The sequence below is a fragment of the Mesorhizobium sp. M0815 genome (assembly GCF_040319995.1).
In the GTDB taxonomy this organism is placed as follows: domain Bacteria; phylum Pseudomonadota; class Alphaproteobacteria; order Rhizobiales; family Rhizobiaceae; genus Mesorhizobium.
On record NZ_JAMYOU010000018.1, the window covers coordinates 65,935 to 91,593 of the forward strand.

Annotated in this window: 24 protein-coding genes; 7 read left to right on the plus strand and 17 right to left on the minus strand. The window is 63.9% G+C overall.

Going from position 1 to position 25,659, the window contains the following annotated elements:
• Positions 1–6: 6 nt before the first annotated feature.
• From biuH to NKI01_RS20180, 4 genes are read right to left on the minus strand one after another with little or no spacing between them, the layout of a single operon-like run.
• Positions 7–708, minus strand: coding sequence for a biuret amidohydrolase (biuH, locus tag NKI01_RS20165; protein ID WP_352964367.1), 702 nt, complete (start codon positions 706–708; stop codon positions 7–9).
• 14 nt (positions 709–722) lie between these two features.
• On the minus strand, positions 723–1,649 hold the full coding sequence (locus NKI01_RS20170; protein WP_023720644.1) for an ABC transporter permease: 927 nt from the start codon (positions 1,647–1,649) through the stop codon (positions 723–725).
• Positions 1,649–2,773, minus strand: a complete 1,125-nt coding sequence (locus tag NKI01_RS20175; RefSeq protein ID WP_352639440.1) for an ABC transporter permease — start codon at positions 2,771–2,773, stop codon at positions 1,649–1,651. The genes NKI01_RS20170 and NKI01_RS20175 overlap by 1 nt, the downstream gene beginning before the upstream one ends.
• Positions 2,774–2,792: 19 nt before the next feature.
• The gene (locus tag NKI01_RS20180) at positions 2,793–3,920 is read right to left on the minus strand and encodes a BMP family ABC transporter substrate-binding protein (RefSeq protein ID WP_023720646.1); all 1,128 of its coding nucleotides are present in this window, start codon (positions 3,918–3,920) and stop codon (positions 2,793–2,795) included.
• A 322-nt stretch (positions 3,921–4,242) separates the two neighbouring features.
• On the opposite strand from NKI01_RS20180, the gene NKI01_RS20185 reads away from it, so the two are divergent.
• Entirely contained in the window at positions 4,243–4,902 is a 660-nt protein-coding gene (locus NKI01_RS20185) for a GntR family transcriptional regulator (RefSeq protein ID WP_198030523.1), read from the plus strand.
• 2 nt (positions 4,903–4,904) lie between these two features.
• On the opposite strand, the gene doeB is transcribed toward NKI01_RS20185, so the two are convergent.
• From doeB to ehuR, 10 genes are all read right to left on the minus strand, one after another.
• A complete protein-coding gene (doeB, locus tag NKI01_RS20190) occupies positions 4,905–5,906 on the minus strand; it encodes a N(2)-acetyl-L-2,4-diaminobutanoate deacetylase DoeB (protein WP_352964370.1) in 1,002 nt (333 codons plus the stop codon).
• 5 nt (positions 5,907–5,911) lie between these two features.
• Positions 5,912–7,090 (minus strand): ectoine hydrolase DoeA, encoded by a 1,179-nt coding sequence (gene doeA, locus NKI01_RS20195; protein WP_352909602.1) that lies wholly within the window; start codon positions 7,088–7,090, stop codon positions 5,912–5,914.
• A gap of 38 nt (positions 7,091–7,128) precedes the next feature.
• Complete coding sequence (locus NKI01_RS20200; protein ID WP_352964372.1) at positions 7,129–8,121, minus strand: cyclodeaminase; 993 nt, start codon at positions 8,119–8,121, stop codon at positions 7,129–7,131.
• Entirely contained in the window at positions 8,118–9,110 is a 993-nt protein-coding gene (gene eutB, locus NKI01_RS20205; protein WP_352484024.1) for a hydroxyectoine utilization dehydratase EutB, read from the minus strand. Before eutB ends, NKI01_RS20200 begins: the two co-directional genes overlap by 4 nt.
• A gap of 10 nt (positions 9,111–9,120) precedes the next feature.
• The gene (gene eutA / locus NKI01_RS20210; protein ID WP_352484025.1) at positions 9,121–9,894 is read right to left on the minus strand and encodes an ectoine utilization protein EutA; all 774 of its coding nucleotides are present in this window, start codon (positions 9,892–9,894) and stop codon (positions 9,121–9,123) included.
• Positions 9,891–10,550: an ectoine/hydroxyectoine ABC transporter permease subunit EhuD gene (gene ehuD / locus NKI01_RS20215; protein ID WP_023720653.1), complete on the minus strand. Its 660-nt coding sequence runs from the start codon at positions 10,548–10,550 to the stop codon at positions 9,891–9,893. The genes eutA and ehuD overlap by 4 nt, the downstream gene beginning before the upstream one ends.
• Before the next feature lie 16 nt (positions 10,551–10,566).
• Positions 10,567–11,226, minus strand: coding sequence for an ectoine/hydroxyectoine ABC transporter permease subunit EhuC (ehuC, locus tag NKI01_RS20220; RefSeq protein WP_023720654.1), 660 nt, complete (start codon positions 11,224–11,226; stop codon positions 10,567–10,569).
• A gap of 190 nt (positions 11,227–11,416) precedes the next feature.
• Positions 11,417–12,268 (minus strand): ectoine/hydroxyectoine ABC transporter substrate-binding protein EhuB, encoded by an 852-nt coding sequence (gene ehuB, locus NKI01_RS20225; protein ID WP_352484026.1) that lies wholly within the window; start codon positions 12,266–12,268, stop codon positions 11,417–11,419.
• Between the two features lie 65 nt (positions 12,269–12,333).
• The gene (gene ehuA, locus NKI01_RS20230; RefSeq protein ID WP_352524912.1) at positions 12,334–13,119 is read right to left on the minus strand and encodes an ectoine/hydroxyectoine ABC transporter ATP-binding protein EhuA; all 786 of its coding nucleotides are present in this window, start codon (positions 13,117–13,119) and stop codon (positions 12,334–12,336) included.
• A 122-nt stretch (positions 13,120–13,241) separates the two neighbouring features.
• On the minus strand, positions 13,242–14,627 hold the full coding sequence (ehuR, locus tag NKI01_RS20235; RefSeq protein WP_352484027.1) for a MocR-like ectoine utilization transcription factor EhuR: 1,386 nt from the start codon (positions 14,625–14,627) through the stop codon (positions 13,242–13,244).
• An 82-nt stretch (positions 14,628–14,709) separates the two neighbouring features.
• On the opposite strand from ehuR, the gene NKI01_RS20240 reads away from it, so the two are divergent.
• From NKI01_RS20240 to NKI01_RS20255, 4 genes are all read left to right on the plus strand, one after another.
• Positions 14,710–15,201 carry an Lrp/AsnC family transcriptional regulator gene (locus NKI01_RS20240; protein WP_352964374.1) on the plus strand — a complete coding sequence of 164 codons (492 nt, stop codon included), beginning with the start codon at positions 14,710–14,712 and terminating at the stop codon, positions 15,199–15,201.
• 127 nt (positions 15,202–15,328) lie between these two features.
• Positions 15,329–16,822, plus strand: coding sequence for an NAD-dependent succinate-semialdehyde dehydrogenase (locus tag NKI01_RS20245; protein ID WP_352484029.1), 1,494 nt, complete (start codon positions 15,329–15,331; stop codon positions 16,820–16,822).
• Between the two features lie 35 nt (positions 16,823–16,857).
• Positions 16,858–18,237: an aspartate aminotransferase family protein gene (locus NKI01_RS20250; protein WP_352494465.1), complete on the plus strand. Its 1,380-nt coding sequence runs from the start codon at positions 16,858–16,860 to the stop codon at positions 18,235–18,237.
• A 32-nt stretch (positions 18,238–18,269) separates the two neighbouring features.
• Complete coding sequence (locus tag NKI01_RS20255) at positions 18,270–19,370, plus strand: alcohol dehydrogenase family protein (protein WP_352964376.1); 1,101 nt, start codon at positions 18,270–18,272, stop codon at positions 19,368–19,370.
• A gap of 5 nt (positions 19,371–19,375) precedes the next feature.
• Here NKI01_RS20255 and NKI01_RS20260 read toward each other — a convergent pair whose 3' ends face one another.
• Positions 19,376–20,752: an aspartate aminotransferase family protein gene (locus NKI01_RS20260; RefSeq protein ID WP_352964379.1), complete on the minus strand. Its 1,377-nt coding sequence runs from the start codon at positions 20,750–20,752 to the stop codon at positions 19,376–19,378.
• Between the two features lie 142 nt (positions 20,753–20,894).
• On the opposite strand from NKI01_RS20260, the gene NKI01_RS20265 reads away from it, so the two are divergent.
• Both NKI01_RS20265 and ftsZ read left to right on the plus strand, forming a co-directional pair.
• Positions 20,895–22,013 carry an NAD(P)/FAD-dependent oxidoreductase gene (locus NKI01_RS20265; RefSeq protein WP_352964380.1) on the plus strand — a complete coding sequence of 373 codons (1,119 nt, stop codon included), beginning with the start codon at positions 20,895–20,897 and terminating at the stop codon, positions 22,011–22,013.
• Between the two features lie 210 nt (positions 22,014–22,223).
• Positions 22,224–23,231 carry a cell division protein FtsZ gene (gene ftsZ, locus NKI01_RS20270; RefSeq protein ID WP_023720665.1) on the plus strand — a complete coding sequence of 336 codons (1,008 nt, stop codon included), beginning with the start codon at positions 22,224–22,226 and terminating at the stop codon, positions 23,229–23,231.
• A gap of 44 nt (positions 23,232–23,275) precedes the next feature.
• Here the strand turns inward: ftsZ and NKI01_RS20275 are convergent, their stop codons facing one another.
• Together NKI01_RS20275 and NKI01_RS20280 are read right to left on the minus strand one after the other, a co-directional pair.
• The gene (locus NKI01_RS20275; protein ID WP_502899448.1) at positions 23,276–24,328 is read right to left on the minus strand and encodes a phosphotransferase family protein; all 1,053 of its coding nucleotides are present in this window, start codon (positions 24,326–24,328) and stop codon (positions 23,276–23,278) included.
• Positions 24,300–25,541, minus strand: coding sequence for an acyl-CoA dehydrogenase family protein (locus tag NKI01_RS20280; protein WP_352494541.1), 1,242 nt, complete (start codon positions 25,539–25,541; stop codon positions 24,300–24,302). Before NKI01_RS20280 ends, NKI01_RS20275 begins: the two co-directional genes overlap by 29 nt.
• Positions 25,542–25,659: the final 118 nt, after the last annotated feature.

A 25,659-nucleotide genomic window follows, 5' to 3' on the forward strand; every position in this document is an offset into this window, starting at 1 on the left:
GCCCCCTCACGGCAGCTGCGCGACGAAGGACGCCGAGCTCGACACCGCGCCGAACACGCCGCCCTGCATCTTGATCATCTTGATCGCGGCGAGATGGTTGCCGTAGTCGGTCGCGCCGCAGCAGTCCTCAAGCATCACGCATTCGAAGCCGCGATCATTGGCCTCGCGCATGGTCGTGTGGACGCAGACATCGGTGGTGATGCCGGTCAGCACGATGTTTTCGATGCCGCGCTGGTGCAGGATCAGCTCCAGATCGGTGGCGCAGAACGAGCCCTTGCCCGGCTTGTCGATGATCGGTTCGCCCGCCGCCGGATAGAGGTCGGGGATGATATCCCAGCCTGGTTCGCCGCGCACCAGGATGCGCCCGCAAGGTCCGGGGTCGCCAATGCCGGCATTGATGCGGCGTGAGCGCCAGCACTTGTTGGCCGGCAGGTCGGCGAGATCGGGCCGGTGGCCCTCGCGCGTGTGGATGATGGTGTAGCCCTGGGCCCGCATGGCTGCAAGCACCGACTTGATCGGCTCGATCGGCGCCCGCACCAGCGAAAGATCGTAGCCCATATGATCGACATAGCCGCCCGGCCCGCAGAAATCGGTCTGCATATCGATGATGATCAGAGCCGTATTGTCCGACCGCAGCTCGCCATTGTAGGGCCATGGATAAGGGTCGGCGTCGATGTAGCGCTGGGTGATCTCGGCTCTGGCGTTCATCGGGAAAACTCCAGTCATTTGGTGATCGACAACTCGCCCGGCGCGCCGGCAAGCGAGCGGCTCGGCGACGAGGTGGCGATCATGATGATGAGCGTGAGGATGTAAGGTGCGGCGTAGAAGAGATAGTAGCCCTGCGTTACCCCGACCGATTGCAACGCCGGGCCTAGCGCCCCGGCGCCGCCGAACAACAGTGCCGCGGCAAAGCAGCCGAGCGGGTTCCAGCGTGCGAAGATGACCAGCGCCACCGCCATCAGCCCCTGCCCCGACGAGATGCGTTCGGTCCAGCTGCCGGGGTAATAGAGCGACAGATAGGCGCCGCCGATGCCGGCGAGCGCGCCGCCGACGCCTGTCGCAAGCAGGCGCACGGTGTTGGGATTGAGGCCCATGGCGCGCGCCGCATCGGAGCTGTCGCCGACGACGCGTACGATCAGGCCGGCGCGGGTGTTACGGAAGGCCCACCACAGGAACAGCGCAAGTGCGGCCCCGATCAGGAACAGCACGTTGACGTTGAGCGCCGCCTGCACCTGCGGAATATTCGACCAGCCACCGAAGGCGATGGCCGGCAGGTCTGGCGCCGAGGGCTGGATGAACGGCTTGCCGAAGAAGAAGGCGAGACCCGAGCCGAACAGCATCAGCGCGATGCCGATGGCGATGTCGTTAACCCCGCGGAATTTGCAGATCCAGCCATGGAACAGCCCGAAGCAAAGACCGGCACCGGCGGCAGCCAGCACGCCGAGCCATGGCGAGCCGGTCACCACTGCTACCGCATAGGCGGTCATTGCGCCGAAGACCAGCGTGCCTTCGAGGCCGAGATTGATGCGGCCGGAGCGCTCGGTGATGGCTTCGCCGAGCGACACGAAGATGAACGGCGTCGAGACGCGGATGGCGCCGCCGAGAATGGCGAGCGGCACGCCCCACAGGCCGATCTCGGTCGCGTCCATCAGGAGCCCCTCTTCCACAGATCGGGATTGAAAACCTTGAAGCGGCCGTAAAAGGTTTCGCTGAACAGGATGACCACGAAGAGCATGCCTTGCAGCACCAGCACGGTGGCGTCGGGCAGGTCCATGCGGCGCTGGATCAGCCCGCCGGAAGCGCCGATGCCGCCGAGCAGGAAAGCGACCGGGATGATGGCGAGCGGATTGTGGCGGGCGAGGAAGGCGACGAGGATGCCGGTATAGCCGTAGCCGGCGGCGAGCGAGGCGTTGGCGCTGCCTTGCACGGCGCCGACTTCCAGCATGCCGGCCAGCCCGGCAAAGCCGCCGGCGAGCCCGGTAAAGCCGACGATCAGCGGGCCGACGGCAAGCCCTTGCACCTGGGCCGCCCTGACATTGCCGCCGGCAATGCGGGCGGCAAACCCCCAGCGCGTCTTTTCGATCAACAGCCAGGACAGGACGCAGGCGACGATGCCGACGACAAGGCCCCAGTGCACGTCCATGCCTGGAATGTTGCCGATGCGGTAGGCATCCGCCAGCGGCTCGGTCGAGGGTTTGTTGAGCGAGGCCGGATCGCGCAGCGGCCCTTCGACCAGATGGTTCATCAGCGCGATGGCGATATAGGCCATCAGCAGGCTGGATATGGTTTCGTTGACGGCGCGGTAGTGGCGGAGTGCGCCGACGGCACCTATCCAGATGCCGCCGGCGACCATGCCCGCCACGCCCATCAGCAGGATGACCACAAAAGCCGGCGCGCCATTCGCCGCGACGCCGATGGCGGCGGCGGCAACGCCGCCCAGCACAATCGCGCCTTCGCCGCCGATGACGACGAGGCCGAGCCGAGCCGGCAGCGCCACGCAGAGCGCTGCCAGCAGAAGCGGTGCTGCCCGCGACAGCGAGTTCTGGATCGAGAACCACGAGCCGAAGCCGCCGCGCCACATCGTCTCGTAGAGCTGGACCGGCGACTTGCCGACCAGCGCGATGAATAGGCTGAACAGCACCATGCCGACGATCAGCGCCGCGAGCGGGATGACGAAGGCTTCGGCGCGCCGTGCCACCCATTCGAGTGCCGCCCGATAATTCCTGGCGCCAAACAGCGCCGGTGCGCCCGCAGTGCTGACCGTGTCTGCCATGGCCCGTCTCCGATCCGGTTCAGGCGGTCGAACCGACGACGCCCTCGACGAGGTAGTCCATGCTTTCGAGCTCGAGCGCGGTCTCGACGAAGGCCTGGCCCTCGGTCGCGACGACGACGCCCTTGTTGCTCTTCAGCGGACCCTTGATGACGGAAAATCCGCCTTTCATCATTTCGGCCAGCGTGCCGTCGAACTGCTTGCGGGCGGCATCGCCGACGGCGGGGCCGAGCGGGCTCATCTTGACGAAGCCGTCTGCCAGGCCACCGCGTGTGAAATTGGGCAGCGGCGTGCCGGCCACCAGATCGTCGACGAACATCTTGTAGACCTTGGCCCAGTTCCATTCCGCGCCGGTCAGGTATTTCTCCGGCGCCAGCGGGCTCTGGTTGGCATGATAGCCGCAGACGAAGGCGCCACGTCCGGCCGCCGTCTCGACCACCACCTTGGGGCTGTCGACATGACAGGTGATGACGTCGGCGCCCTGGTCGACCAGCGCATTGGTGGCCTCCGCCTCCTTGACCGCCAGCGACCACTCGCCGGTGAAGATCACCTGGCAGGTGATGGTCGGGTCGACCGAGCGCGCGCCGAGCAGGAAGGAATTGATGTTGAGCAGCACCTGCGGGATCGGCTTTGCCGCGACGAAGCCGAGCTTCTTGGTTTTGCTGGTGTGGCCGGCGACGACGCCGTTCAGATACTGGCCCATGCCGATATAGCCGAAATAGGAACCGGCATTCATCGGATGCTTGTCCTTGTTCCACATGCCGCCGCAATGACGGAACTGCACGTCGGGGAATTTCGCGCACATGGCCAGCATATGCGGATCGAAATAGCCGAACGAGGTCGGGAAGATCAGCGACGCACCGTCGAGATTGATCATCGATTCCATCGTCTTCTGCACGTCGACCGTCTCCGGCACGTTCTCCTCTTCGACGACGGAAATGCCTTCGATCCCCTTCAGCGTGGCGGCGCCTTCGGCATGCGCCTGGTTGTAGCCGTAATCGTCCTTTGGCCCGACATAGATGAAGCCGACGGTTGCGGTCGCGGCGAAGGCCCTGCTGATCGGAAACGATGCGGACGCAAGACCGAGCGCCGCTCCGGCGGCGGAAGTCTTGAGCAGGTCGCGGCGGCTAAGCATGAATCGCTCGGTCATGTGAATGCTCCCTCTATGGGGCCTTTGGGGCCGGTTAACACCTCAATGAAAGAAGTGTATGCAATCAGCGTGCCAGTTTCAGAAATGGGATTTATTCAGCAATATCAACGAGTGTGCCGATGTGGCCTGCACAAAGCCGGAGCAATTGCATACACTTTTTGCCTCTAAAACGGCCAATTTGACATGAAGGCTAAAACATAGGCATACAGAGCTGCGGAGGAATCGAAGCCGGTGCGTGGCTTATGGCTGCGCGAAGAGACTGGACGGAGGAGACGTGTCGGCAAAGCGCAATTTGATCAGGTCGGGCACGACCGTCGATCAGATGGTGAGGGCGATCAGCGACCGGATCGTCACCGGTTTCCTGCGTCCCGGCGAAAAACTCGACGAAGCCTCGCTCGCCGCCCGCTTCGACGTCTCACGTACGCCGATCCGGGAAGCGCTCAGCCGGCTCAGTGCCATGGGACTGGTCGAAAGGCGGCCCAACCGCGGCGCCACCGTCGCGGTGATGACGCAGGAGCACCTCGCCTCGATGTTCGAGAGCATGGCCGAGCTCGAAGCGATCTGCGCGCGGTTCTCGGCCGAGCGCATGACCGCCGGCGAGCGCCGCACGCTGGAGGCTGAGCATCAAGCCTCCGCGCGCTTTGTGCAGCTCGGGGCCGAAGAAGAGTATGAGCTTTTCAACACCGGGTTCCACACCCGGCTCTATCGCGGCGCCCACAGCAAGCACATTTATGAACTGACCGTCATGACCCGCAGCCGTCTGGCGCCGTTCCGGCGCGCGCAATTCATGCTGCCCGGCCGGCTGGCCCAGTCGTGGCAGGAGCATGACGCCATCGTTACCGCAATCATGCGCGGCGACAGTACGGCCGCCGGAACAGCCGCCAAGGATCATGTCTCGATCGTCAGCGAGGCGAGCGCCGTCTTTGCCATCGGCGACCGCGCCAAAGGCAAGGCCGAGCCGTTTCCGACATCGGCTTCCTAGCCTCAATCGACCAGCACGGCCACCACGGCGGCACAGTCGCCAGTCTTGACCAATCCGGGGAAATGCCGCGCCGCCAACAGACCGGACATTTTGGCCCGGATCTCCTGCGGAGCGCCCCCGGTGCGGCCGATCGAATGGATGCGCGCCAGCACCTGGTTTTCTGCCACCGGCTCGCCGAGATCGATCATGGTTTCGATCATCCCGTCGTCCTCGGCGAACGAGAAGCAATCTCCCGATGGCATGTCGAGCCAGCGGGTCGGCTGCATCTCGACCGCGCCGGCGACGATGCCGGCATGGCGCAGCACATTGAGCACGCCGCGACGCGCGATCCGCACCGTTTCCGCGCGCGAAGTTCCGCCGCCGCCGAGCTCGGTGGTGATGAACAGCTTGCCCATCTCTTCGGCGGCAGTGTCGAACATGCCGACCGCGTCGATCTCCAGCATCTTCATCGACCAGGGTGCCGAGAAAGCTTCAACCGCAGCGAACCCCTTCTCTTCCAGCACCTTGTCGGGCCGGATATGGGCGGCGCAGAACGGCACGAAGTCGAGCGTCTTGCCGCCGGAATGGAAATCGAGCGCGATGTCGGTGCGCGGCAGAAGTTCGCGCTGGAAATAATCGGCGATCTTCTCGGTCACCGTACCGTCGGGCCGGCCGGGAAAGCTGCGGTTGAGATTGCCCTTGTCGATCGGCGAGGTGCGCGTGCCGGCGCGGAACGCCGGATAATTCATCGCCGGCACGATGATGACCGTGCCGCTGACCTGCCTCGGATCGAGCGTGCGGGCGAGATCGTAAAGCGCCAGCGGCCCCTCATATTCGTCGCCATGATTACCGCCGGTGAGCAATGCACTCGGCCCGTTGCCGTTGCGGATGACGCAGATCGGGATCATCACCGATCCCCAGGCGGAATCGTCACGGCTGTAAGGCAGGCGCAAGAAACCGTGCTGCACGCCGTCGCGCTCGAAATCGACGCTCGGCGTGATCGGTGATGGGCGAAGGCTGGACATCGGGCTCAATTCTTCACCACCAGCTTGCGCGGCACATTGGCCAGGCACTCGACCCCGGTTTCGGTAATCAGGATGGATTCGGTGATTTCCAAGCCCATCGTCTCCAGCCACAGGCCGGTCATGAAATGGAAGGTCATGCCGGGCTTGAGCTCGGTGCGGTCGCCTGGGCGCAGGCTCATCGTGCGTTCGCCCCAGTCCGGCGGATAGGAAAGCCCGATCGGATAGCCGGTGCGGTTGTCCTTCACGATGCCGTATTTCTTCAGAACCGCGAAGAAGGCGTTGGCGATGTCCTCGCAAGTGTTGCCGGGCTTGGCGGCGGCAAGCCCGGCCTCCATGCCTTCCAGCGTCGCCTTTTCGGCATCGAGGAATTCCTGCGTCGGTTTGCCGAGGAAAACGGTGCGCGACAGCGGACAATGGTAGCGGTTGTAGCAGCCGGCGATCTCGAAGAAAGTGCCCTCGCCCGATTTCATCGGCCTGTCGTCCCAAGTCAGATGCGGTGCCGATGCGTCGGCGCCGGACGGCAGCAGCGGCACGATCGCCGGATAGTCGCCGCCAATGCCGTCGACGCCGCGCGTGCCGGCATCATAGATCTCGGCGACCAGGTCGCATTTGCGCATGCCGACTTCGATCTTGTCGACGATGCGCTGGTGCATCGCTTCGACGATGCGGGCGGCTTTGCGCATGTAGTCGATTTCGGTCGGGCTCTTCACCGCGCGCTGCCAGTTGACCAGTGCCGTGGCATCGACGAAGCGGGCATTGGGCAAGTGCTTCTGCAGCGATGCGAAGGCAGCAGCAGAGAACCAGTAATTGTCCATCTCGACACCGATGCTGAGCTTGCCCCAGCCACGATCGGCGAGCACGCTGGACAGAAAATCCATCGGATGGCGCTCGGTCGACTGCACATAGTTGTCGGCATAGCCGACGATGTTATCGTGCGCGAGATAGGCGGTGCGCTTGGCGCCGTTGGCGTCCTGGCCGCGCCCGTACCACACCGGCTCGCCCGACGGTGGCACTACGACCGCCTGGTGTACGTAGAACGACCAGCCGTCATAGCCGGTCAGCCAGGCCATGTTGGACGGATCGCTGACAACAAGCAGATCGACGCCCTTGGCCTCCATCGCCTTCCGCGTCTTGGCGAGGCGCTCCGCATATTCGCCGCGCGAGAATTTCAAATTAGGCTGCATTGTTCTTGGTCCTCGTTTGTTGGGCCTTGCGGCCGGTATCAGCTTTCGAAAATCGTACCGGTCTTGGCTGCACGCGCACGGTCGCGGGCGAGCGTGGCGATCGCCGTGTCCTGCACGCCGGTGCCGGTCAGATCGGCAATGGTGATGTCGCTGTCCGAACGCCGGCCATGCCTTTCGCCGGCGATGATGTGGCCAAGCTCGGTGATCTCGGCATCGGCCGCCATCACGCCCGCCACGATGGCATGGTGCAGTTCGCCCAGGCGCCGCGTCTGTTTCGCACTGTCGGCGACGTAGAGGTCGGCCATGCGCAGGATCGCCGGCGCGATCTCGTTCTTGTGCTCCGCGTCCGAGCCCATCGCGGTGATGTGCTGGCCGGCGGAGACGAAGCCGGCCTTGATCAGCGGCTCGGTCGACGGCGTCGTGGTGACGATGATGTCGGCATCGGCCGCAGCCTTTGCCGCGTCCGGCTCGGCGTGAACGGCGATGCCCAGTCTTTCGGACAATGCGTCCGCCGCGGCTTCGGCCTTGGCGGCATCCCTTGCCCAGATCCGAGCCTCGGTGATCGACCGCACCAGCATCAGCGCCTCGAGCTGCAGTCCGGCCTGAACACCGGCGCCGAAGATTGCGGCAACGGAGGAGTCCGGACGCGACAGATGTTTGGCGGCGACCGCGCCGGCCGCCGCCGTGCGGATGTCGGTGAGATAGCCATTGTCGAGCAGCAGCGCCTCGACCAGCCCGGTCTTCGCCGACAGCAGCACCATCATGCCGTTGACGCTAGGCAGGCCGAGCTTCGGATTATCGAAAAAGCCGGGGCTGATCTTGATCGCAAAACCGTCGATGCCCGGCACATAGGCGGTCTTGACATCGACCTCGCCGCGATGCTCGGGAATGTCGAGCCGCAGGATCGGCGGCATCGCCACCAGCAAGGTGGCGAGCGCGCGAAACGCGTTCTCGACACAGGCAACGGCATCGAGATCAAGCTTCACGATCTTGCGCAATTCAGCTTCGGTGAGGATCGTCATTCGGCTCATGCTGCGCTCTCCGCAATTGCTTCGCCGCAAATGATCTTGCGGTGCAGTGTCATGTCGATGTTGCGGCCGGACAGCACGAGCACCGTCGGGCCGTTCGCCCCGACCTTGCCGGCAAGCACAGCCGCAATGCCGACCGCGCCGGCGCCTTCGACGATCTCGCGCTCCTGCTCATAAGCATGGCGGATGCCGGCGGCGATCTCGTCCTCACTGAGCAGGATCACATCATCGAGCAGATCACGGCACATGGCGAAGGTCAGCCGGTTGTCGAGCCCAATGCCGCCGCCGAGCGAGTCGGCCAGCGTCGGCAGTTCCTCGACCGACACCGGATGCCCGGCGTCGAGGCTTGCCTTCATCGCCGCACCGCGCGCCATCGAAACGCCGATGACCCTCGTTGCCGGGCTGACGCCCTTGACGGCAGCGGCAACGCCAGCCGCCAGCCCACCGCCGGAAAGCGGCACCAACACCAGCGCGGCGTCCGCAACTTGTTCCATGATCTCCAGCCCAAGTGTTCCTTGCCCGGCAACGACCGCAGGATGATCGAAAGGCGGCAGCATGATCAGCCCCTCTTCCGCGACCAGCCGTTCGACCTCCCGCTGCGCATCGTCCTGGCTGTTGCCGACGATGCGGATCTCGGCGCCGAGCCGACGGATTTCCTCGAGCTTGTTCTCAGGCACCAGCCGCGACATGCAGATCGTCGCGTGGATGCCTTGCAGTCGAGCGGCATAGGCAAGCGCCCGGCCATGGTTGCCGGTCGAGGCCGCGACGACGCCGCGCGCGCTCTCCTCTTCTGTCAACGAGGCGATAGCGTTTGAGGCACCGCGCAACTTGAAGGCGCCGGTGGTCTGCCGATGTTCGAGCTTGAGATAAACAGGAGCGTCCAAGTGTTGGGAAAGACTCGGGGAAGTGACGGTCGGCGTGCGCTCGACCTTGCCTGCGATGCGCTCGCGTGCGGCGCGGATATCGGAGAGGCTTATCCTGGACGTGGTCATGGCTCTGCAATCAGTTCAACGGCAGCGTCATCAGGCGGCCGAATTCGGGGCGTGGCTCGTCGTCGCCGCAAAGCCGCAGGCAATTCCAGGCTGTCGCCTGGTTGCTGGTGACGACGGGACGGCCGATGGCTTCTTCCATACCGACAACTGCCAGCGCCGACCGCAGCGCCGTGCAGGACACGAACAGCGCGTCGGCCTGCGGGGCCGTCGCCTCGCGGGCCAGATCGACCAAGGATTTCGGCGCAATCCGCGCCATCTCGCGGTCATCCTCGAAGCCGAGGCAAGTGAAGCTGGCGATCTCGAAACCGTGTGCCGCGAAATAGGCCGCCATTGGCCGGCTCGTCTCGACCGTATAGGGGGTGAGGATGCTGATTGTCCTGGCGCCCAGCGCCTTCAGGCCGCGCACTCCGGCCATCGGCGGCGTCACCACCGGCGCGCCGGGTTTCGCGGCCTTCACCGCCGCCTCGATTTCGGCATCGCCGATCACGACGGAGGCCGAGGTGCAGGAATAGCAGATCGCATCGAGCGGTTCGTCAGGAAGGATCAGGGCCGCGCCCGCCGTCAGTGACGGCTGCATCTTGCGCAAATTCTCCGGCGTCGTCGGGTTGGCGTAGGGAATACGCGCGACATAGACGCCGATACGATCGCTTGCCACCATGCGGTGAAAATCCGGTTCGCTCGTATGGTCGGTGGCAAGGATAATCAGGCCGACCCGCTTTTCCAGCGGACGTGCATCGAGCGCTGGACGGGCCGAGCGCAGGCGGATATCGGGTGCAGCGCTCATCGTTCGATCCGCCCATAACGGTGTTCCAGCCAGCGCAGCAGCACCACCGAGAACAGGCTGATGGCGAGGAAGAAGGCGCCGACCAAGGTGATCGGTTCGATATACCGATAATAGGTATTGGCGACGCTCTTGGCCTGGTTCATCAGTTCCAGCACGGTGATCGCCGACAGCAGCGGCGTCTCTTTGAACATGGCGATGAAATAATTGGCAAGCGCCGGGATCATCGGCGGGATCGCCTGCGGCATGATGATGTGCGTCCAGGTCTGCGTGGCGTTCAGATTGCAGGCCTTGGCCGCTTCCCATTGGCCGCGCGGCACATTATCGATGCCGGCGCGGTAGACCTCGGCTGTGTAGGTGCCGTAATGCAGCCCGAGACCGATGACGCCCGCCACCAGCGGCGGCAACAGGACGCCGAAATCCGGCAGCACGTAGAAGATGAAATAGAGCTGCACCAATAGCGGCGTGCCGCGGATGAACTCGGCAAGGAAGCCGATCGTGCGCGACAGAGCCCTGTTCGGCGAACGGCGCGCCAACGCGATGCCCAGCCCAACGATGGCCGCCAGCACCGAGCCGAGCAGCGTCGCCAGGATGGTGATCTTCACCCCCTGGATCAGCGTCGGCAGGATCTGCCGGACAAAATCCCAATCCCATTCCATTACAGAGCCCGATCCATCAGACGCGCACCCCGTCGAGGCCGCGCGCCATGCGGCGTTCCAGCGACCGCACGCCCCATGAGATGAGTAGCGCCAGCACGAAATAGATGACGAGAATGGTGCTGAACGGCACCAGCGTGTTGCCGGTCTGCGAGCGCACCACCTGCGCCTGGAAGGTCAGGTCGGCAAGCGAGATCAGCGAGACGACGGCGGTGGCCTTGAGCAATTCAATGGCGTTGTTGCCGAAGGTCGGCAGCATCACCAGCAGTGCCTGTGGCAGGATGATATGGCGCATGGCTTGCCAGCGGCCGAGATTGAGCGCGGTGCAGGCCTCGTATTGTTCGCGGCCGATCGACTTGATGGCGCCGCGCACCACTTCCGCCGCATAGGCCCCGACATTCAGGCCCAGCGCCAGCACGCCGGCCTGCAGCGGCGTCAGCGAGATGCCGGCGAAAGGCAGCACGAAATAGGCCCAGAACAGCTGCACGAAGATCGAGGTGCCGCGGAAGAACTCGATATAGGCGGTGGCCAGCGCGCGTAGCACAAAAAACCGCGACAGCCGCCCCAGCCCGGCAAGAAAGGCCATGATCAAGGCCAGCACCGACCCCATCAGCGTCAGCTCGATGGTGACAAGCGCTCCTTGCAAAATCAGGCCGAAATAGCCGGACCATTGGGTCATTGGTCGAAAGGGCTCCGCATTGAATATTTGGCGAGGCGATCACTTCAGCGTCCTTCTCCCCATTCACGGGGAGAAGATGCCGGCAGGCAGATGAGGGGCAGAGCCAATCTGTCAAAAGCTGGGCGTCGCCCCTCATCCGGCGCCCTTCGGGCCACCTTCTCCCCGTCAACGGGGAGAAGGAAGAACGCGCCTACTTCGCCGAGCAGAGCTTGTCGCGGCTCGTCGACATCGCCGCCGCCGCCGAGAAGCCGTAGGGTTCGATGATCTTGGCGAACTCGCCGGACTTCTTCAGTTTCGCCAGCTCGACATCATAGGCATCACGTAGCGCTTCGTCGCCCTTTTTGAAGGCCGCGCCATCGCAATAGACCGGCGCACCGACCACCGGCGCGATGACTTCGAGGTTCGGATCATTGGCTTTCTTGACCAGGTCGTTGATCGACAGCACTGGCAGTGAATAGGCATCGATGCGGCCGTCCTGCAGCATCTTCAGGCCGCTCTGGCCGTCCGGCACGACGATGACGCGCTCGCGCGGCACACCTGCGGTGAGCGCCAGCTTTTCCTCTGTGCCGCCACCGGGTGCGCCGATCGTCGCGCTGGTGTCCTTGGCGACGTCCTCGTAGCTCTTGAAGCCCTTCGGGTTGCCCTTCTTCACCAGCATCGCCTCGGCGTCGCACAGCACCGGTTCCGAATAGGCGACCGCAGCACAACGTTCCGGCTTCATGAACAGGCCGGCGGTGACGACGTCGAAACGGCCGGCCTGCAAGCCGGGGATCATGGCACCATATTCCGAGATAGAGGCGACGATGTCGTTGACGCCAAGGCGTTTGAAGATTTCACGGGCAACGTCAGGCGCCGCACCCGAGACCTTGCCGTCGGCGGCGACCGCCGTATAGGGCGGCTCGTTGGCGATGGCGACGCGGGCAAAGCCTTGCGCCTTGAGCTCTTCGAGCTTGCTGTCATCGGCCGAGCCGGTCGTCGAGGCGGCCAGCACCGCCGTCAGCGCAATACCGGCGACGCCGGCCAAAATGGCAAATTTCTTCATTGTTCCCAACTCCTTGTTTGTCTGTCTTCTTGGCTTGCTTGAGGCGTCGCCGCCTCGCATGGCAGTCAGACCCGATGTCCGGCCGCAATGATCTTCTTCAGGAAACCTTGCGTACGCTCCTGTTTGGGATGGCGGAAAATCTCGTCGGGCTTGCCTTCCTCGACTATTCTGCCGCGATCGAAGAACAGCACCCGGTCGGCGAAGTCATGGGCGAAACCCATCTCGTGGGTGACCAGCAGCATGGTCATGTCGGTCTCGGCGGCGAGCTTGCGCATGACGTTGAGCACCTCGTCGACGAGTTCCGGGTCGAGCGCCGAGGTGACCTCGTCGAACAGCATGATCTTCGGCGACAGCGCCAGCGCCCGGGCAATCGCGACGCGCTGCTTCTGTCCGCCGGAAAGCTGCGCCGGCATCGCTTTGGCCTTGTCGACCATGCCGACCATGTCGAGCAGCTCCATCGCCCGCTTTTCGGCGGCGGCCCGCGGCATGCCTTTGGTCAGCATCGGTGCCAGCGTCACATTGTCGATGACGCATTTGTGCGGAAACAGATTGAACAGTTGGAAGACCATGCCGATCTTCTGGCGCATCTTTGCCAAATGCCGTTCATCCGCCGTCAGCAGCCGGCCGTTACGCTCCATGTGGTACAGCTGCTCGCCGTCGACCTGAATATGGCCGCTGTCGATACGCTCTAGCGTCATCAGGATGCGCAGGATCGTCGTCTTGCCCGAACCCGACGGGCCGATCAGCGCCAGCTTCTCGCCGGGCATGACCTGCATCGAGAGGCCATCCAGCACCTTGAAGGTGCCGAAGCTTTTCGAAATGCCGTCGATCTTGATGATGGGCGCCGACAATGAATTTCCCGTGCTGGAGAAGCTGTACCTTTAACGATGCGGATCGCGGCAAATCATGTCAATCAAGAAAATAATATCATGACAATATTTCGGACTCCGCACAATTCCCCGCCAATTGTTGCCTAGATCGCAAGCAGGAGATGCTCGGGATCGCCGAGCAGAAGCTTGGTGACAACGCCGAGACCGGCACGCAGTTCCCCCTCCGTGGTCGAGCCCAGCGAAATCCGCACGGCTGGATGCCAAGGCATCTGCGAAATGCGAAACGACGTGCCGGGCGCGATCGCCACGCCCTGCAGGCGGGCCTGGGAAACAAAGCCTTCCTCGCCGCGATCATCGGGCAGTTGCAGCCAGACATGCAGCCCGTCGCGATGAGCCCGATAGTCCACTCCGGCGAGCGCCTCGGCGGCGATGTCCAGACGCCGCCGCAAAGCCATCCGCTGCCATCGAACGAGTTCCATCGCGGTGCCGTCGGTCACCCATTTGGTGGCGATCTCGGCCACCAGCGGCGTCGCCATCCAGTTCGAGACGAGGTGGCGGTTGGCAACCGCGGCGACATAACGATCGGGTGCCGCGAGATAGCCGATGCGCAGGCCCGGCACCACGATCTTGGTGAAGGAGGTGACGTAGAGCGTGCGCTCGGGTGCAAACGCCGCGACCGGCGGCGGCCGGTCCTCGACCAGCGGGCCGAGGACGTCGTTTTCGATAATGGCGATGTCATGCCTGCGCGCAACGGCGGCAATCTGTTCGCGCCGGGCGGCGTCCATCAGCGTCGCCGTAGGGTTGATCACCGAGGGCTGCACGAACACCGCGCGGATGTCCGACAGCCGGCAGGCCTCGTCCAGCGCTTCCGGGATCAGGCCATTGTCGTCGATCGGCAAACCCTCGAGGTTGAAACCGAGATAACGCGCCAGCGGGATCAGTGTGTGATGGCCGATCGCCTCGGTGGCGACGGTCGAACCGGGCGGCGCCACGCTCATCAGCGCCACTGTCATCCCTGCGGTGGCGCCGTTGGTCAGGCTGATGTTCTGCGGCGACGCGTCGAGGCCGCAGAAGCGTAGCCACTCGACACCCACCGCGCGGTGGCGCGGGAACACCATGTTCGGCCTGAACGACAGCGCCGAGCTCGACGGCAGGTTTTCGGCGAGCCAGCCCAGCGCCTGCTTCAGCCGCTCCAGATGCATCGGTTCGCAGACCGGCTTCAGGATAGAGAGGTCGATGACCTCACCCAGCCGCTCCGGCAAATAGGGCGGCTCCGGCTCGCGGCGCTGCGTCTGCACGAAGCTGCCGCGGCCGACCTCGCCGGACACCAGCCCGCGGCGGATCAGTTCCTCATAGGCGCGGCTGACCGTCTGCACGGAAAGTTTGAGATCGTCGGCCAGCTGCCGGTGCGTCGGCAACCGGGCGCCATTGGCCAGGCGCCCGTCATGGATGGCCCGCGCGAACTGGTCGGCGAGCGATTGGTAGGCCGGCCGCCGGATAAGAGCGGGATCTGGTCGCCATAATGTCATGACTTATTAGAGATCGAAATCAGTGCAATTGACAATCGAAATAATGCGCCATCATGGTGTCCGGCACTGGAAGTGGACGATCATGGCTGCAGCGAAACTCGATCCGATCGACCTGAAAATCCTCGACGCCATCCAGCGCGACGGGCGCATCACCAAGCTGGCGCTGGCCGAGAAGGTCGGCCTGTCGCCGACGCCGTGTTGGATGCGGCTGCGCAAGCTGGAAAAGGCCGGCATCGTCTCCGGCTATCACGCCAGGATCGCCATGCGTGGCATCGCGCCGGTCGCCACCGTGCTGATGGAGGTGACGCTGGCCAGCCACCGCCAAGCCGATTTCGACCGTTTCGAGCGCGTCATCCGCGACATCCCCGAGATCGTCGCCTGCTGGTCTGTCGGTGGCGGCGTCGATTACCTGCTGAAGGTGATGGCGCGCGACATCGACGCCTATCAGCGGCTGGTTGACACTCTGCTCGAACGCGAGATCGGCATAGACCGCTATTTCACCTACATCGTCACCAAGACGGTGAAGGAGGAGAGTGTGCTGCCAGTGGCCGATCTGCTGCCCGCATCTTCCTGATACAGGAGAGATCGTCTGCCCGGGCGATGCAATAGAGACAATCTCTCTACGTGCAGGCACCGAAACAGCCTCTCTGTTTGCGCGGCAGAGATAGTCTTGCGGCGTCACCCGAACCGGGAGCCCGATGATGTCCGCACATTTTGCCCGCTCGCAGCGCCATGAAGCGCTTGATCGCCTCGCCGACCGACGGCTGCTGCGTGAACTCGCCTATGTCGATGGCCACTGGACGGCAAGCGAGACCGCGGAGAGTTTCGAGGTGACCGATCCGGCCACCGGATCCACCGTCGCTTTCGTTGCCGCGCTCGATGCCCGGCAGACGACGTCGGCGATCGATGCGGCATCGCGCGCCTTTCCCGCCTGGCGCGCATTGCTGCCGCAGGAACGTTCGAAAATCTTGCGCAAATGGTTCGATCTGATCATCGCCGCCAAAAATGACCTGGCGCTGCTGATGACGCTAGAACAAGGCAAGCCGCTGAAGGAATCGCTCGGCGAGATAGACTACGCCGCCTCTTTTGTCGAATGGTATGCCGAGGAGACCAAACGCCTCAACGCCGAAAGCGTCACCAGTCATCTGCCGGGCGCGGAGATGATGGTGCGGCGCGAGCCGCTCGGCGTCGTCGGCGTGGTCACGCCGTGGAATTTTCCAGCGGCCATGCTGACCCGCAAGGCGGCTGCCGCTCTTGCCGCCGGCTGTACCATCGCCGCGCACCCTTCCTCGGAAACGCCGCTGTCCGCACTGGCGCTGGCCGAGCTTGGCGAACGTGCCGGCCTGCCGGCTGGCGTGTTCAACGTCCTCACCGGCAAGGCTTCGACCATCGTTGGGCGGATGTGCGAAGACCCGCGCGTTCGCGCCATGAGCTTCACCGGCTCGACCGAGGTCGGCAGGTTGATCGCCGCGCAGAGTGCGCCGACGATGAAGCGTCTGGTGATGGAGCTCGGCGGTCATGCGCCGCTGATCGTCTTCGCCGACGCCGATTTCGACAAGGCTGTGGCCATCGCGGTCGACGCCAAATTCGCCACCTCCGGCCAGGACTGCCTCGCCGCCAACCGCATCTATGTCCAGCGTCCGCTATACGATCGGTTCTGCGCTGCTTTCGCCAAACGCGTCCAGGCATTGCGGGCCGGCAATGGCCTGGCTGACGACACCGAAATCGGACCCTTGATGCATGAACGCGCCGCCAAGAAGGTCGAGGAGCAGGTGGCCGATGCGCTCGCCAAAGGCGCGCGCTGCCTGACCGGCGGCAAGCGCCATCCGGCCGGGCCGCTGTTTTACCAGCCGACCGTGCTTGCCGACGTTGGAGACGACGCTTTGATCATGCGCGAGGAGACCTTCGGTCCGGTTGCGGCAGTGACGCCTTTCGACAGCGAGGACGAGGTCATCGCCCGCGCCAACGCCACCGAATACGGCCTGGTTGCCTATGTCGTGACTGAGAATGGCGGTAGGCAATTGCGCATGGGTCGCGCGCTCGACTATGGCATGGTCGCCATCAACCGCGTCAAGATCACCGGCGCGCCGATCCCCTTCGGCGGCGTCAAGCAGTCCGGCATCGGCCGCGAGGGCTCGCGTCACGGGCTCGAAGCCTTTACCGATCTCAAATATCTCTGCCTCGACGTTGCGTGAGCCGCGCCCGACACATTTTTCTCAGGAGTAAAAAAATGCTCGACCAGTCAAACGAACTCGCCGCCTGGGATCGCGATCACTTCTTCCATCCCTCGACCCATATGGGCACCCATGCGCGTGGCGAGAGCCCGACGCGTGTGATTGCCGGTGGCGAAGGCGTCACCATCTGGGACAATACCGGTAAGAAGAGCATCGACGCCTTCGCCGGGCTCTACTGCGTCAATGTCGGCTATGGCCGCCAGAAGATCGCCGACGCCATCGCCGCACAGGCCAAGAACCTCGCCTATTACCATGCCTATGTCGGCCACGGCACCGAGGCATCGATCACGCTTTCCAAGATGATCATCGACCGCGCGCCGCAAGGCATGTCGAGGGTCTATTTCGGCCTCTCCGGTTCCGACGCCAACGAAACCAACATCAAGCTGATCTGGTACTACAACAACGTGCTCGGCCGGCCCGAGAAGAAGAAGATCATCTCGCGCTGGCGCGGTTATCACGGCTCCGGCATCATGACCGGATCGCTGACCGGCCTCGACCTTTTCCACAACGCCTTCGACCTGCCGCGTGCGCCGGTCCTGCACACCGAGGCGCCCTACTATTTCCGCCGCGCCGACCGCTCGCTGAGCGAGGAGCAGTTTTCGCAATACTGCGCCGACAAGCTCGAGGAGATGATCCTGGCCGAAGGGCCGGAAACGGTCGCCGCCTTCATCGGCGAGCCGATCCTCGGCACCGGCGGCATCGTGCCGCCGCCGGCCGGCTACTGGGAGAAGATCCAGGCGGTGCTGAAGAAGTACGACGTGCTGCTGGTTGCCGACGAGGTCGTCACCGGCTTCGGCCGGCTGGGCACCATGTTCGGCTCCGACCATTACGGCATCAAGCCCGACCTGATTACCATCGCCAAAGGCCTGACCTCGGCCTATGCGCCGCTCTCCGGAGTCATCGTCTCCGACAAGGTCTGGCAGGTGCTGGTGCAGGGTTCCGACAAGCTCGGCTCGCTCGGCCATGGCTGGACCTATTCGGCGCATCCGATCTGCGTCGCCGCCGGCGTCGCCAACCTGGAACTGATCGACGAGATGGACCTGGTACGGAACGCCGGCGAGACCGGCGCCTATTTCCGCGCCGAGCTGACGAAAGCCGTCGGTGGCCACAAAAACGTCGGCGAGGTGCGCGGCGACGGCATGCTGGCGGCAATCGAGTTCGTCGCCGACAAGAACGATCGCGTGTTCTTCGATGCCTCGCAGAAGATCGGTCCGCAGATCGCGACCGCGCTTGCGGCAAGCGGCGTCATCGGCCGCGCCATGCCGCAGGGCGACATTCTCGGTTTTGCGCCGCCGCTCTGCCTGACGCGGGAAGAGGCAGACATCGTCGTCTCCAAGACGGCCGATGCGGTGAAGAGCGTGTTTGCCAACATCTGAAGAACCGACATGCCAACATCTGAAGAACCGACATGAATGCCATGACCAAGACCATCCCCGCCACCATGGCCGCCGTGCAGTTGATCGGGCACGGCGGACCGGAAAAGCTCGTCTACCGCACCGACGTCAAAGTACCCTCGCCCGCCCCGGGTGAGGTGCTGGTCAAGGTCACCGCTTGCGGTATGAACAACACCGATGTCTGGGTGCGACAGGGCGCGTATGGCACTGAGGAGGATGCCGCCGCTGTGTCGACCTGGCGTCGACAGGGCAATACGCTGACCTTCCCGCGCATCCAGGGCACCGACACGGTCGGCAACATCGTTGCCGTCGGCGACGGCGTGTCGCCGGCTCGCATCGGCGAGCGGGTGATGGTCGATTTCTCCATCTACAATCGCGACGACGATTCACTCGCCGACATCGACTATATGGGCCATGGCCGCGACGGCGGCTATGCCGAATACCAGGCAGTACCGTCCGAAAACGCCCATGTCGTCGATACCGATCTGACCGATGTCGAGCTTGCCACTTTCTGCTGCGCCTATCTCACCGGCGAGCAGATGCTGGAACGCGCCGCGTTGAAAGCCGGCGAGCGGGTGCTGGTCACCGGCGCCTCGGGCGGCGTCGGCTCAGGCATCGTGCAGCTGGCGCGGGCACGCGGCGCCATTCCCTATGCCATTGCCGGCAAGGGCAAGGAAAAGGCGGTGCGTGATATCGGCGCCGAGGCGGTGATCACCCGTGGCGTTGCCGATCTGCCGGCCGCCGTTCGCGCGGCGACCGGGGGCCAGCCGATCGACGTCGTCGCCGATCTGGTCGGCGGCACGATCTTCAACGACCTCCTGCGCATCTTGAGGCCGGAAGGCCGCTATACCACGGCTGGTGCAATTGCCGGCCCCGTCGTGCAGCTAGATCTGCGCACCATGTATCTGAAACAGCTGCAACTGCATGGCTCGAGCCAGGGCACACGGGCGGATTTCCGCCGCATCGTGCGCTACATCGAGGAGAAGAAGATCCGGCCGCTGGTCGGCGGCGTCTACAAGCTGTCCGATTTCCATCGCGCCCAAGCCGATTTCATCGCCAAGGATTTCGTTGGCAAGCTGGTCGTCGTGCCGGATGCGGTCGGCATCGCTAAATAGCGCGATCAGCTTGGCGATCGGACCTGCTTGACGGCAGCCTCGAGCGATCTTTCAAACGCGTCGATCACCTGGTCGACCTGCGGCTCGGTGATGATCAGCGGCGGGCAGAAAGCAAGCGCATCGCCCATATTGCGCGAGATGACGCCGTTCTGCTGCATGAAGCCGTTGACGAGCCCGCCCAGTTCACCGGTCTTCCCCCACGGCGCCTTGTTCGCCTTGTCGCCGACCAGTTCGACCGCCGCGATCAGGCCGATGCCGCGCACCTCGCCGACAAGCGGGTGCGAAGCGAGCGTGCGCAGCCGCTTCTGCATATGCGCGCCGACCGCACGCGCATTGCCGACAAGGTCGCGCTCCTCGATCAGCTTCAGGTTCTCGAGCGCGACCGCTGCCGCAACAGGATGGCCGCCGCCGGTGAAGCCGTGGCCGAAGGTGCCGATACGATTGCTTTCGTCGGCAATCGGCTGGAACACCTTGTCGTTGATCAGCAAGGCCGAGATCGGCAGATAGGACGAAGAGATCTGTTTCGACAGCACCATGATGTCGGGCCTGATGCCGAAGGTCTGCGAGCCGAACATCTCACCTGTCCTGCCGAAGCCGCAGATCACCTCGTCGGCGACCAGCAGGATGTCGTATCTCGACAGCACCGCCTGGATCTTTTCCCAGTAGCCGGAAGGCGGAACAATGACGCCGCCAGCACCCATGATCGGTTCGCCGAAGAAGGCGGCGATGGTTTCCGGTCCTTCGGCCAGGATCAGCTTTTCCAGCTCGTCGGCGAGCCGGCTCGAAAACTGCTCTTCGTTTTCACCCGGCAGCGCCTCGCGCCAATGGTGCGGTGTCGAGGTATGCAGCACATTGGCGATCGGCAGATCGAACGAGATGTGGTTGTTGGGCAGTCCGGTCAGGCTCGCCGAGGCAATGGTGACGCCGTGATAGCCCTTCTTGCGGCTGACGATCTTCTTGCGCGCCGGCTGGCCGAGCGCATTCGACCGGTACCAGATCATCTTCATGGCCGTATCGTTGGCCTCGGAGCCGGAATTGGTGAAATACGCCTTGCTCATCGGCACCGGCGCCATCTGCACCAGTCTCTCGGCGAGATCGATCAGCGGCGAATGCGATTTGGAGCCGAAGTCGTGATAGTAAGGCAGCTTCGACATTTGCCGTACCGCCGCATCGACCAGCCGCCTCTCCGAAAAACCGACCGCGACGCTCCAAAGCCCGGCCATCGCCTCGATATAACGGTTGCCGGCAAGGTCCTCGACATAGATGCCGTCGCCCTTCTCGATGACGAGCGGCCCTGCCTCCTGATGCGTGCGGGCGTTGGTGTAGCCATGCATGTGAAAGCTTATGTCGCGGGCTTCGGGGGAGTTCGGTCGTGCGTCCATGATGGCTCCTGTGCGGGTCCGCATCGGCAGGCCCCGTGCATTATGCGGTTTGATGCATCTTTCTCGAACGATATAGTGTCAAGCGCTTTCGACAGGGCCAGTGGATGGATGGACGCATGCAGAACTTCGGCTTGACCTGATCGTGGACCAAATCGACTGCATTGTCGCCGGCGCCGGCGTCGTTGGCCTGGCGATCGCGCGAGAGATGGCGAAGCGCGGCATCGACACGCTGGTGCTGGAAGCCGAGAGCGCCATCGGCACCGGAACAAGTTCGCGCAATTCCGAGGTCATCCACGCCGGCCTCCACTATCCACTTGGATCGCTGAAAGCCCGGTTCTGCGTGGCGGGCCGGGAAAAGCTCTATCGCTACTGCGACGAGCGTGCGATCCCGCATTTGCGCTGCGGCAAGCTCATCGTCGCCACAAATGCCGAACAGGAGCCGGTGCTCGCCTCGATCCGGGCCAATGCGCGCGCTTGCGGCGCCGGCGACCTGGCGCCCTTGAGCGAAGCCGAGGCACATGCGCTGGAGCCCAGCCTCAAGTGCACGGCGGCGCTGCTGTCGCCGGCCACCGGGATCGTCGACAGCCATGCCCTGATGCTTGCCTTGCTGGCTGATGCCGAGGAGCACGGGGCGGCACTCAGCCTCAACACCCGCGTCGCCGCCGGCCGCATCGAAGCGGGCCGCGTCGTGCTCGACACGGTGGACGCTACCAGCGGCGAGCGCTTCGAGATCGCTACCACACGCTTCGTCAATGCGGCCGGGCTTAGCGCCGCAGCGCTTGCCCGCTCGCTTGAAGGGCTAGATCAGCAGTTCGTGCCAAAGCTCCATTACGCCAAAGGCAATTATTTTTCGGTGGCCGGCCGGGCGCCCTTCTCGCGGCTGATCTATCCAGTACCCGAACCAGGCGGACTCGGTGTTCATCTGACGCTCGATCTCGACGGCGTCACCCGCTTCGGGCCGGACGTCGAATGGACTGATCAACTCGACTATCGCGTCGATCCAGCTCGTGGCGAGCGCTTCTACAGCGAGATCCGCAAATACTGGCCGGACCTGGCCGATGGCAGCCTGCAGCCCGCCTATAGCGGCATCCGGCCAAAACTGTCCGGTCCCGGTGAGGCCAATGCCGACTTCGTCATCCAGGACGTGGCGGTGCATGGCGTGGACAGCCTGCTCAACCTGTTCGGCATCGAAAGCCCCGGCCTGACCTCCTGCCTGGCGATTGCCGATCATGTCGCGCAGCGCCTCGCGCCGAAGTTGTAGCGTGCGGCGCCCGCGCCACGATCTGAGGCGCATTGCGTGAACTTTCAGGCGCAAGTCGCCTAAGAGGCACATCGCGCACTTGCAGCCCGCTCCGCGCTCTGATTCCCTGCATTCTGGGCTGTTCTGATTCGCACTGCCCGGTTCAAAGTTTTCGCAGTGCGCCCGGGACAAGCTTCCAGCGACCACTCGGCGTATCCAGGGAGAACGGCAATGAACACCGCGACGAGGCCGGTAATCTCGGAGATGAGGCCTAAGATCACCGTCGTCGGGGTCGGCGGCGGCGGCGGCAACGCCGTCAACAACATGATCGCCGAAGGCCTGCAGGGCGCGGAATTCATCGTCGCCAACACCGATGCCCAGGCCCTTGCCATGTCGAAGGCAACGAGGCTGATCCAGTTGGGCGCTCATATCACCGAAGGTCTGGGCGCCGGGTCCCTGCCCGAGGTCGGCCGTGCCGCGGCCGTGGAATCCATCGACGAGATCATGGATCACCTTGCTGGAACGCATATGTGCTTCGTGACCGCCGGTATGGGAGGTGGAACCGGAACAGGTGCCGCGCCTGTTATAGCGCAGGCAGCGCGGGCAGCTGGAATACTGACCGTCGCCGTCGTCACCAAGCCATTCGTCTTCGAAGGCAGGCGCCGCATGCACGCTGCCGATGACGGCATCGAGCGCCTGCGCGAAAGCGCCGATACCGTCATCGTCATCCCCAACCAGAACCTGTTCAGGATCGCCGACGCCAGAACCACGTTCGCCGACGCATTCGCCATGGCCGACCGGGTTCTCTATGCAGGTGTCGGCTGCATCACCGATCTGATCGTCAAGGAAGGGCTGATCAATCTCGACTTCGCCGATGTGAAGTCGGTGATGCGCGACATGGGCCGCGCCATGATGGGAACCGGCGAGGCCGCCGGAGAAGGCCGTGCCAAGAAGGCGGCGGAAGCGGCAATCGCCAACCCGCTGCTCGACGAAGCTTCGATGATGGGCGCCAAGGGCGTCCTTGTCTCGATATCGGGCGGCATGGACATGACGCTGTTCGAGGTCGATGAAGCGGCTACCCGCATCCGCGAGGAGGTCGACAACGATGCCGACATCATCGTCGGCGCCATCTTCGACAAGGCACTCGCCGGAAAATTCAGGGTGTCGGTCGTCGCCACCGGCTTGCGGCGTGGCCTGGAGATTCCACTGCTGGCGGAACCGGAAGTTCGAATGAACTGAACGCGTATCGCGTGCGGCTCGCTCAGCCGATTGCCAGCCTCTCCTCACCAGGGCCGCGCGCCGTCGATGACTTCCATGGCGCGTGCAGCGAAATGGCCGGCCAGCGGTGCCACATCCGCCGCATCGGCCGCAACCGCGCTGCCGGCCAGCACACGGTCGGCGATGCCGACGAAGATCACCGCAAAGCGGAACATGGCAAACACCAGATGGAACCGTTGCAGCGGCGCCGTCGGCACGGCGTGGGCGAAGTAATGATCGAGGAATTCGCGTTGTGTCGGAATCCCGAGCGCGGCCTGATCGAGGCCGAGGATGCCGCCATATTCGTCAGGCGAGGAATGCCAGGGCATCGAGCAGAAGCCGAGATCGGCAAGCGGATTGCCAAGCGTCGATAACTCCCAGTCGAGTATGCCGATCACTTCGGGCCGCTCGGGATGGAAGATGAGATTGCCGAAACGGAAGTCGCCATGCGCGATCGAGACGTGGCCGTCATCTGGCGGAAGATGTCGCGGCAGCCATTCGGCGACGGCTTCGAGCGCGGTGATGCGCTCGCTCGGCGATTCCCGCAACTGTCTGGTCCAGCGCGCGATCTGTCGCTCAAAATAGTTCCCGGGACGGCCATAATCGCCGAGCCCGACTTCTTCCGGCCGGACTGCGTGCAGCTTTGCCAGCGCCTCGGCCATGCCGAAATAGATGCCGCGCCGCTCGTCCGGCGCCAGTCCCGGCAACGCACCATCGTGGAACACCCGGCCGTCGAGCCGCTGCATCAGATAGAACGGCGTGCCAAGCGGCTCGTCGCCGTCGTGAAAGAGCACCGGCCGCGGCACCGGCACCTCTGTCTCCGCGAGCGCTTCGATCACCCTGTATTCGCGATCGACGGCATGAGCGCCGCGCAGGATCGGTCCCGGAGGTTTCTTGCGCAGCACCATGCGGCGGCCGCCATAGTCGACGAAATAGGTCGGATTGGATTGGCCGCCGACGATCCGCTCAAGCGACATCTGGCCATCGCCAAAATGCGCTCTCAGAAAATCCTCCAGGCGCGTTGGATCGAAATCCGTCCTCATTGCCGGCTCAGCCGTTCCCGCTGCGACCTGTGTCATCTTGCGTGCCGGCTTCGACATGCCAGCGCCAGAAGCCTGTACCTTCCTCGTTGAGGAAGCGATTGAGCACCATCTTGTGAACCTCGTCGGCGCCGTCGACCAGGCGAGCCTGGCGGGCATAGCGGTAGATCCATTCGAGCACAGTGTCTTTCGAATAGCCGCGGGCGCCGTTGATCTGGATCGCCACGTCGGCGGCGTCATGCAGCACATTGGCGACCTGGATCTTGGCCATGGAAACCTCCTTGCGGGCAAAGCCACCGCGATCGAGCTCCCAGGCCGCCTTCATCACCAGCAAGCGACCGATCTCGATGCGCATGGCAAGGTCGCCGAGCAACAGCTGGATACTCTCGCGGTCGGCCAAAAGCTGCCCGAAGCCGCTACGCTCGGCGGCATAAGCGCGCGCGATTTCGACGCAGCGCTTGGAAAGGCCGAGCCAGCGCATGCAATGGGTGAGCCGCGCTGGACCGAGCCGGACCTGGGTAACCCTGAGGCCGCTGCCTTCGCCGGCAAGCACGTCCTCGACCGGGATTTCAAGCCCGTCGAATTCCAGCTCGCAATGGCCGCCATGTTCTTCCGGTCCCATGATCTCGATGCGCCGCAGGATCCGCCAGCCCGGCTGGTCCTTGTGGAACAGCAAGGCCGAAAGGCCGTGACGCGGATCGTCCGAGGTGCGTGCGACAAGGATGAAATGGCTCGCCTCTTGCGCCCCGGTGATAAACCATTTGCGGCCGCTGACGACATATCTGTCGCCGCGCCGCTCGGCTCTGGTCATGATCATCGACGGGTCCGACCCGCCGCCCGGATGCGGTTCCGTCATTGCGAAAGCCGAGCGCACCTTGCCATCGACGATCGGCTTCAGCCATCTCTGTTTCTGCTCCGGCGTCCCCAACCGTTCCAGCACCATCATGTTGCCGTCGTCGGGAGCCGCGGAATTGAACACGACCGGACCGAAGATCGAGCGGTTCATCGCCTCATAGCAGACAGCTATATCCACCTTGGAAAGGCCCGCCCCGCCAGTCTCGGGTTTCAACTGCAGGCACCACAGGCCAGCCGCCTTCGCCTTTGGCCGCAGCGTTTCGAGCAGCGGCAGCGCGATGTTGCCATGGCCGTCATAGGAAGCCTTGTCTGCCTCGAGCGGCAGGATTTCGCGCTCGACGAAATCGGCGATCCGGCTGCGGAAGGCCTCGGTGCGGACGGGGATGTCGAAATTCATGGCGCTCACAACGATGAAACGAGATGCCGCCATCGATCTCGATGGTCGAAACGGTAGTGTAGCTGCCGGCATCGAATGTGAGCAACGGCAATGGCGATACCAGCCTGTGAGCTGCCGA

Bases quoted from the DNA above. Each gene is read 5' to 3' on its own strand.
- biuH (WP_352964367.1), bottom strand. From the start codon at position 708: ATGAACGCCAGAGCCGAGATCACCCAGCGCTACATCGACGCCGACCCT.
- NKI01_RS20170 (WP_023720644.1), bottom strand. From the start codon at position 1,649: ATGGACGCGACCGAGATCGGCCTGTGGGGCGTGCCGCTCGCCATTCTC.
- NKI01_RS20175 (WP_352639440.1), bottom strand. From the start codon at position 2,773: ATGGCAGACACGGTCAGCACTGCGGGCGCACCGGCGCTGTTTGGCGCC.
- NKI01_RS20180 (WP_023720646.1), bottom strand. From the start codon at position 3,920: ATGACCGAGCGATTCATGCTTAGCCGCCGCGACCTGCTCAAGACTTCC.
- NKI01_RS20185 (WP_198030523.1), top strand. From the start codon at position 4,243: ATGGTGAGGGCGATCAGCGACCGGATCGTCACCGGTTTCCTGCGTCCC.
- doeB (WP_352964370.1), bottom strand. From the start codon at position 5,906: ATGTCCAGCCTTCGCCCATCACCGATCACGCCGAGCGTCGATTTCGAG.
- doeA (WP_352909602.1), bottom strand. From the start codon at position 7,090: ATGCAGCCTAATTTGAAATTCTCGCGCGGCGAATATGCGGAGCGCCTC.
- NKI01_RS20200 (WP_352964372.1), bottom strand. From the start codon at position 8,121: ATGAGCCGAATGACGATCCTCACCGAAGCTGAATTGCGCAAGATCGTG.
- eutB (WP_352484024.1), bottom strand. From the start codon at position 9,110: ATGACCACGTCCAGGATAAGCCTCTCCGATATCCGCGCCGCACGCGAG.
- eutA (WP_352484025.1), bottom strand. From the start codon at position 9,894: ATGAGCGCTGCACCCGATATCCGCCTGCGCTCGGCCCGTCCAGCGCTC.
- ehuD (WP_023720653.1), bottom strand. From the start codon at position 10,550: ATGGAATGGGATTGGGATTTTGTCCGGCAGATCCTGCCGACGCTGATC.
- ehuC (WP_023720654.1), bottom strand. From the start codon at position 11,226: ATGACCCAATGGTCCGGCTATTTCGGCCTGATTTTGCAAGGAGCGCTT.
- ehuB (WP_352484026.1), bottom strand. From the start codon at position 12,268: ATGAAGAAATTTGCCATTTTGGCCGGCGTCGCCGGTATTGCGCTGACG.
- ehuR (WP_352484027.1), bottom strand. From the start codon at position 14,627: ATGACATTATGGCGACCAGATCCCGCTCTTATCCGGCGGCCGGCCTAC.
- NKI01_RS20240 (WP_352964374.1), top strand. From the start codon at position 14,710: ATGGCTGCAGCGAAACTCGATCCGATCGACCTGAAAATCCTCGACGCC.
- NKI01_RS20245 (WP_352484029.1), top strand. From the start codon at position 15,329: ATGTCCGCACATTTTGCCCGCTCGCAGCGCCATGAAGCGCTTGATCGC.
- NKI01_RS20250 (WP_352494465.1), top strand. From the start codon at position 16,858: ATGCTCGACCAGTCAAACGAACTCGCCGCCTGGGATCGCGATCACTTC.
- NKI01_RS20255 (WP_352964376.1), top strand. From the start codon at position 18,270: ATGAATGCCATGACCAAGACCATCCCCGCCACCATGGCCGCCGTGCAG.
- NKI01_RS20260 (WP_352964379.1), bottom strand. From the start codon at position 20,752: ATGGACGCACGACCGAACTCCCCCGAAGCCCGCGACATAAGCTTTCAC.
- ftsZ (WP_023720665.1), top strand. From the start codon at position 22,224: ATGAACACCGCGACGAGGCCGGTAATCTCGGAGATGAGGCCTAAGATC.
- NKI01_RS20275 (WP_502899448.1), bottom strand. From the start codon at position 24,328: ATGACACAGGTCGCAGCGGGAACGGCTGAGCCGGCAATGAGGACGGAT.
- NKI01_RS20280 (WP_352494541.1), bottom strand. From the start codon at position 25,541: ATGAATTTCGACATCCCCGTCCGCACCGAGGCCTTCCGCAGCCGGATC.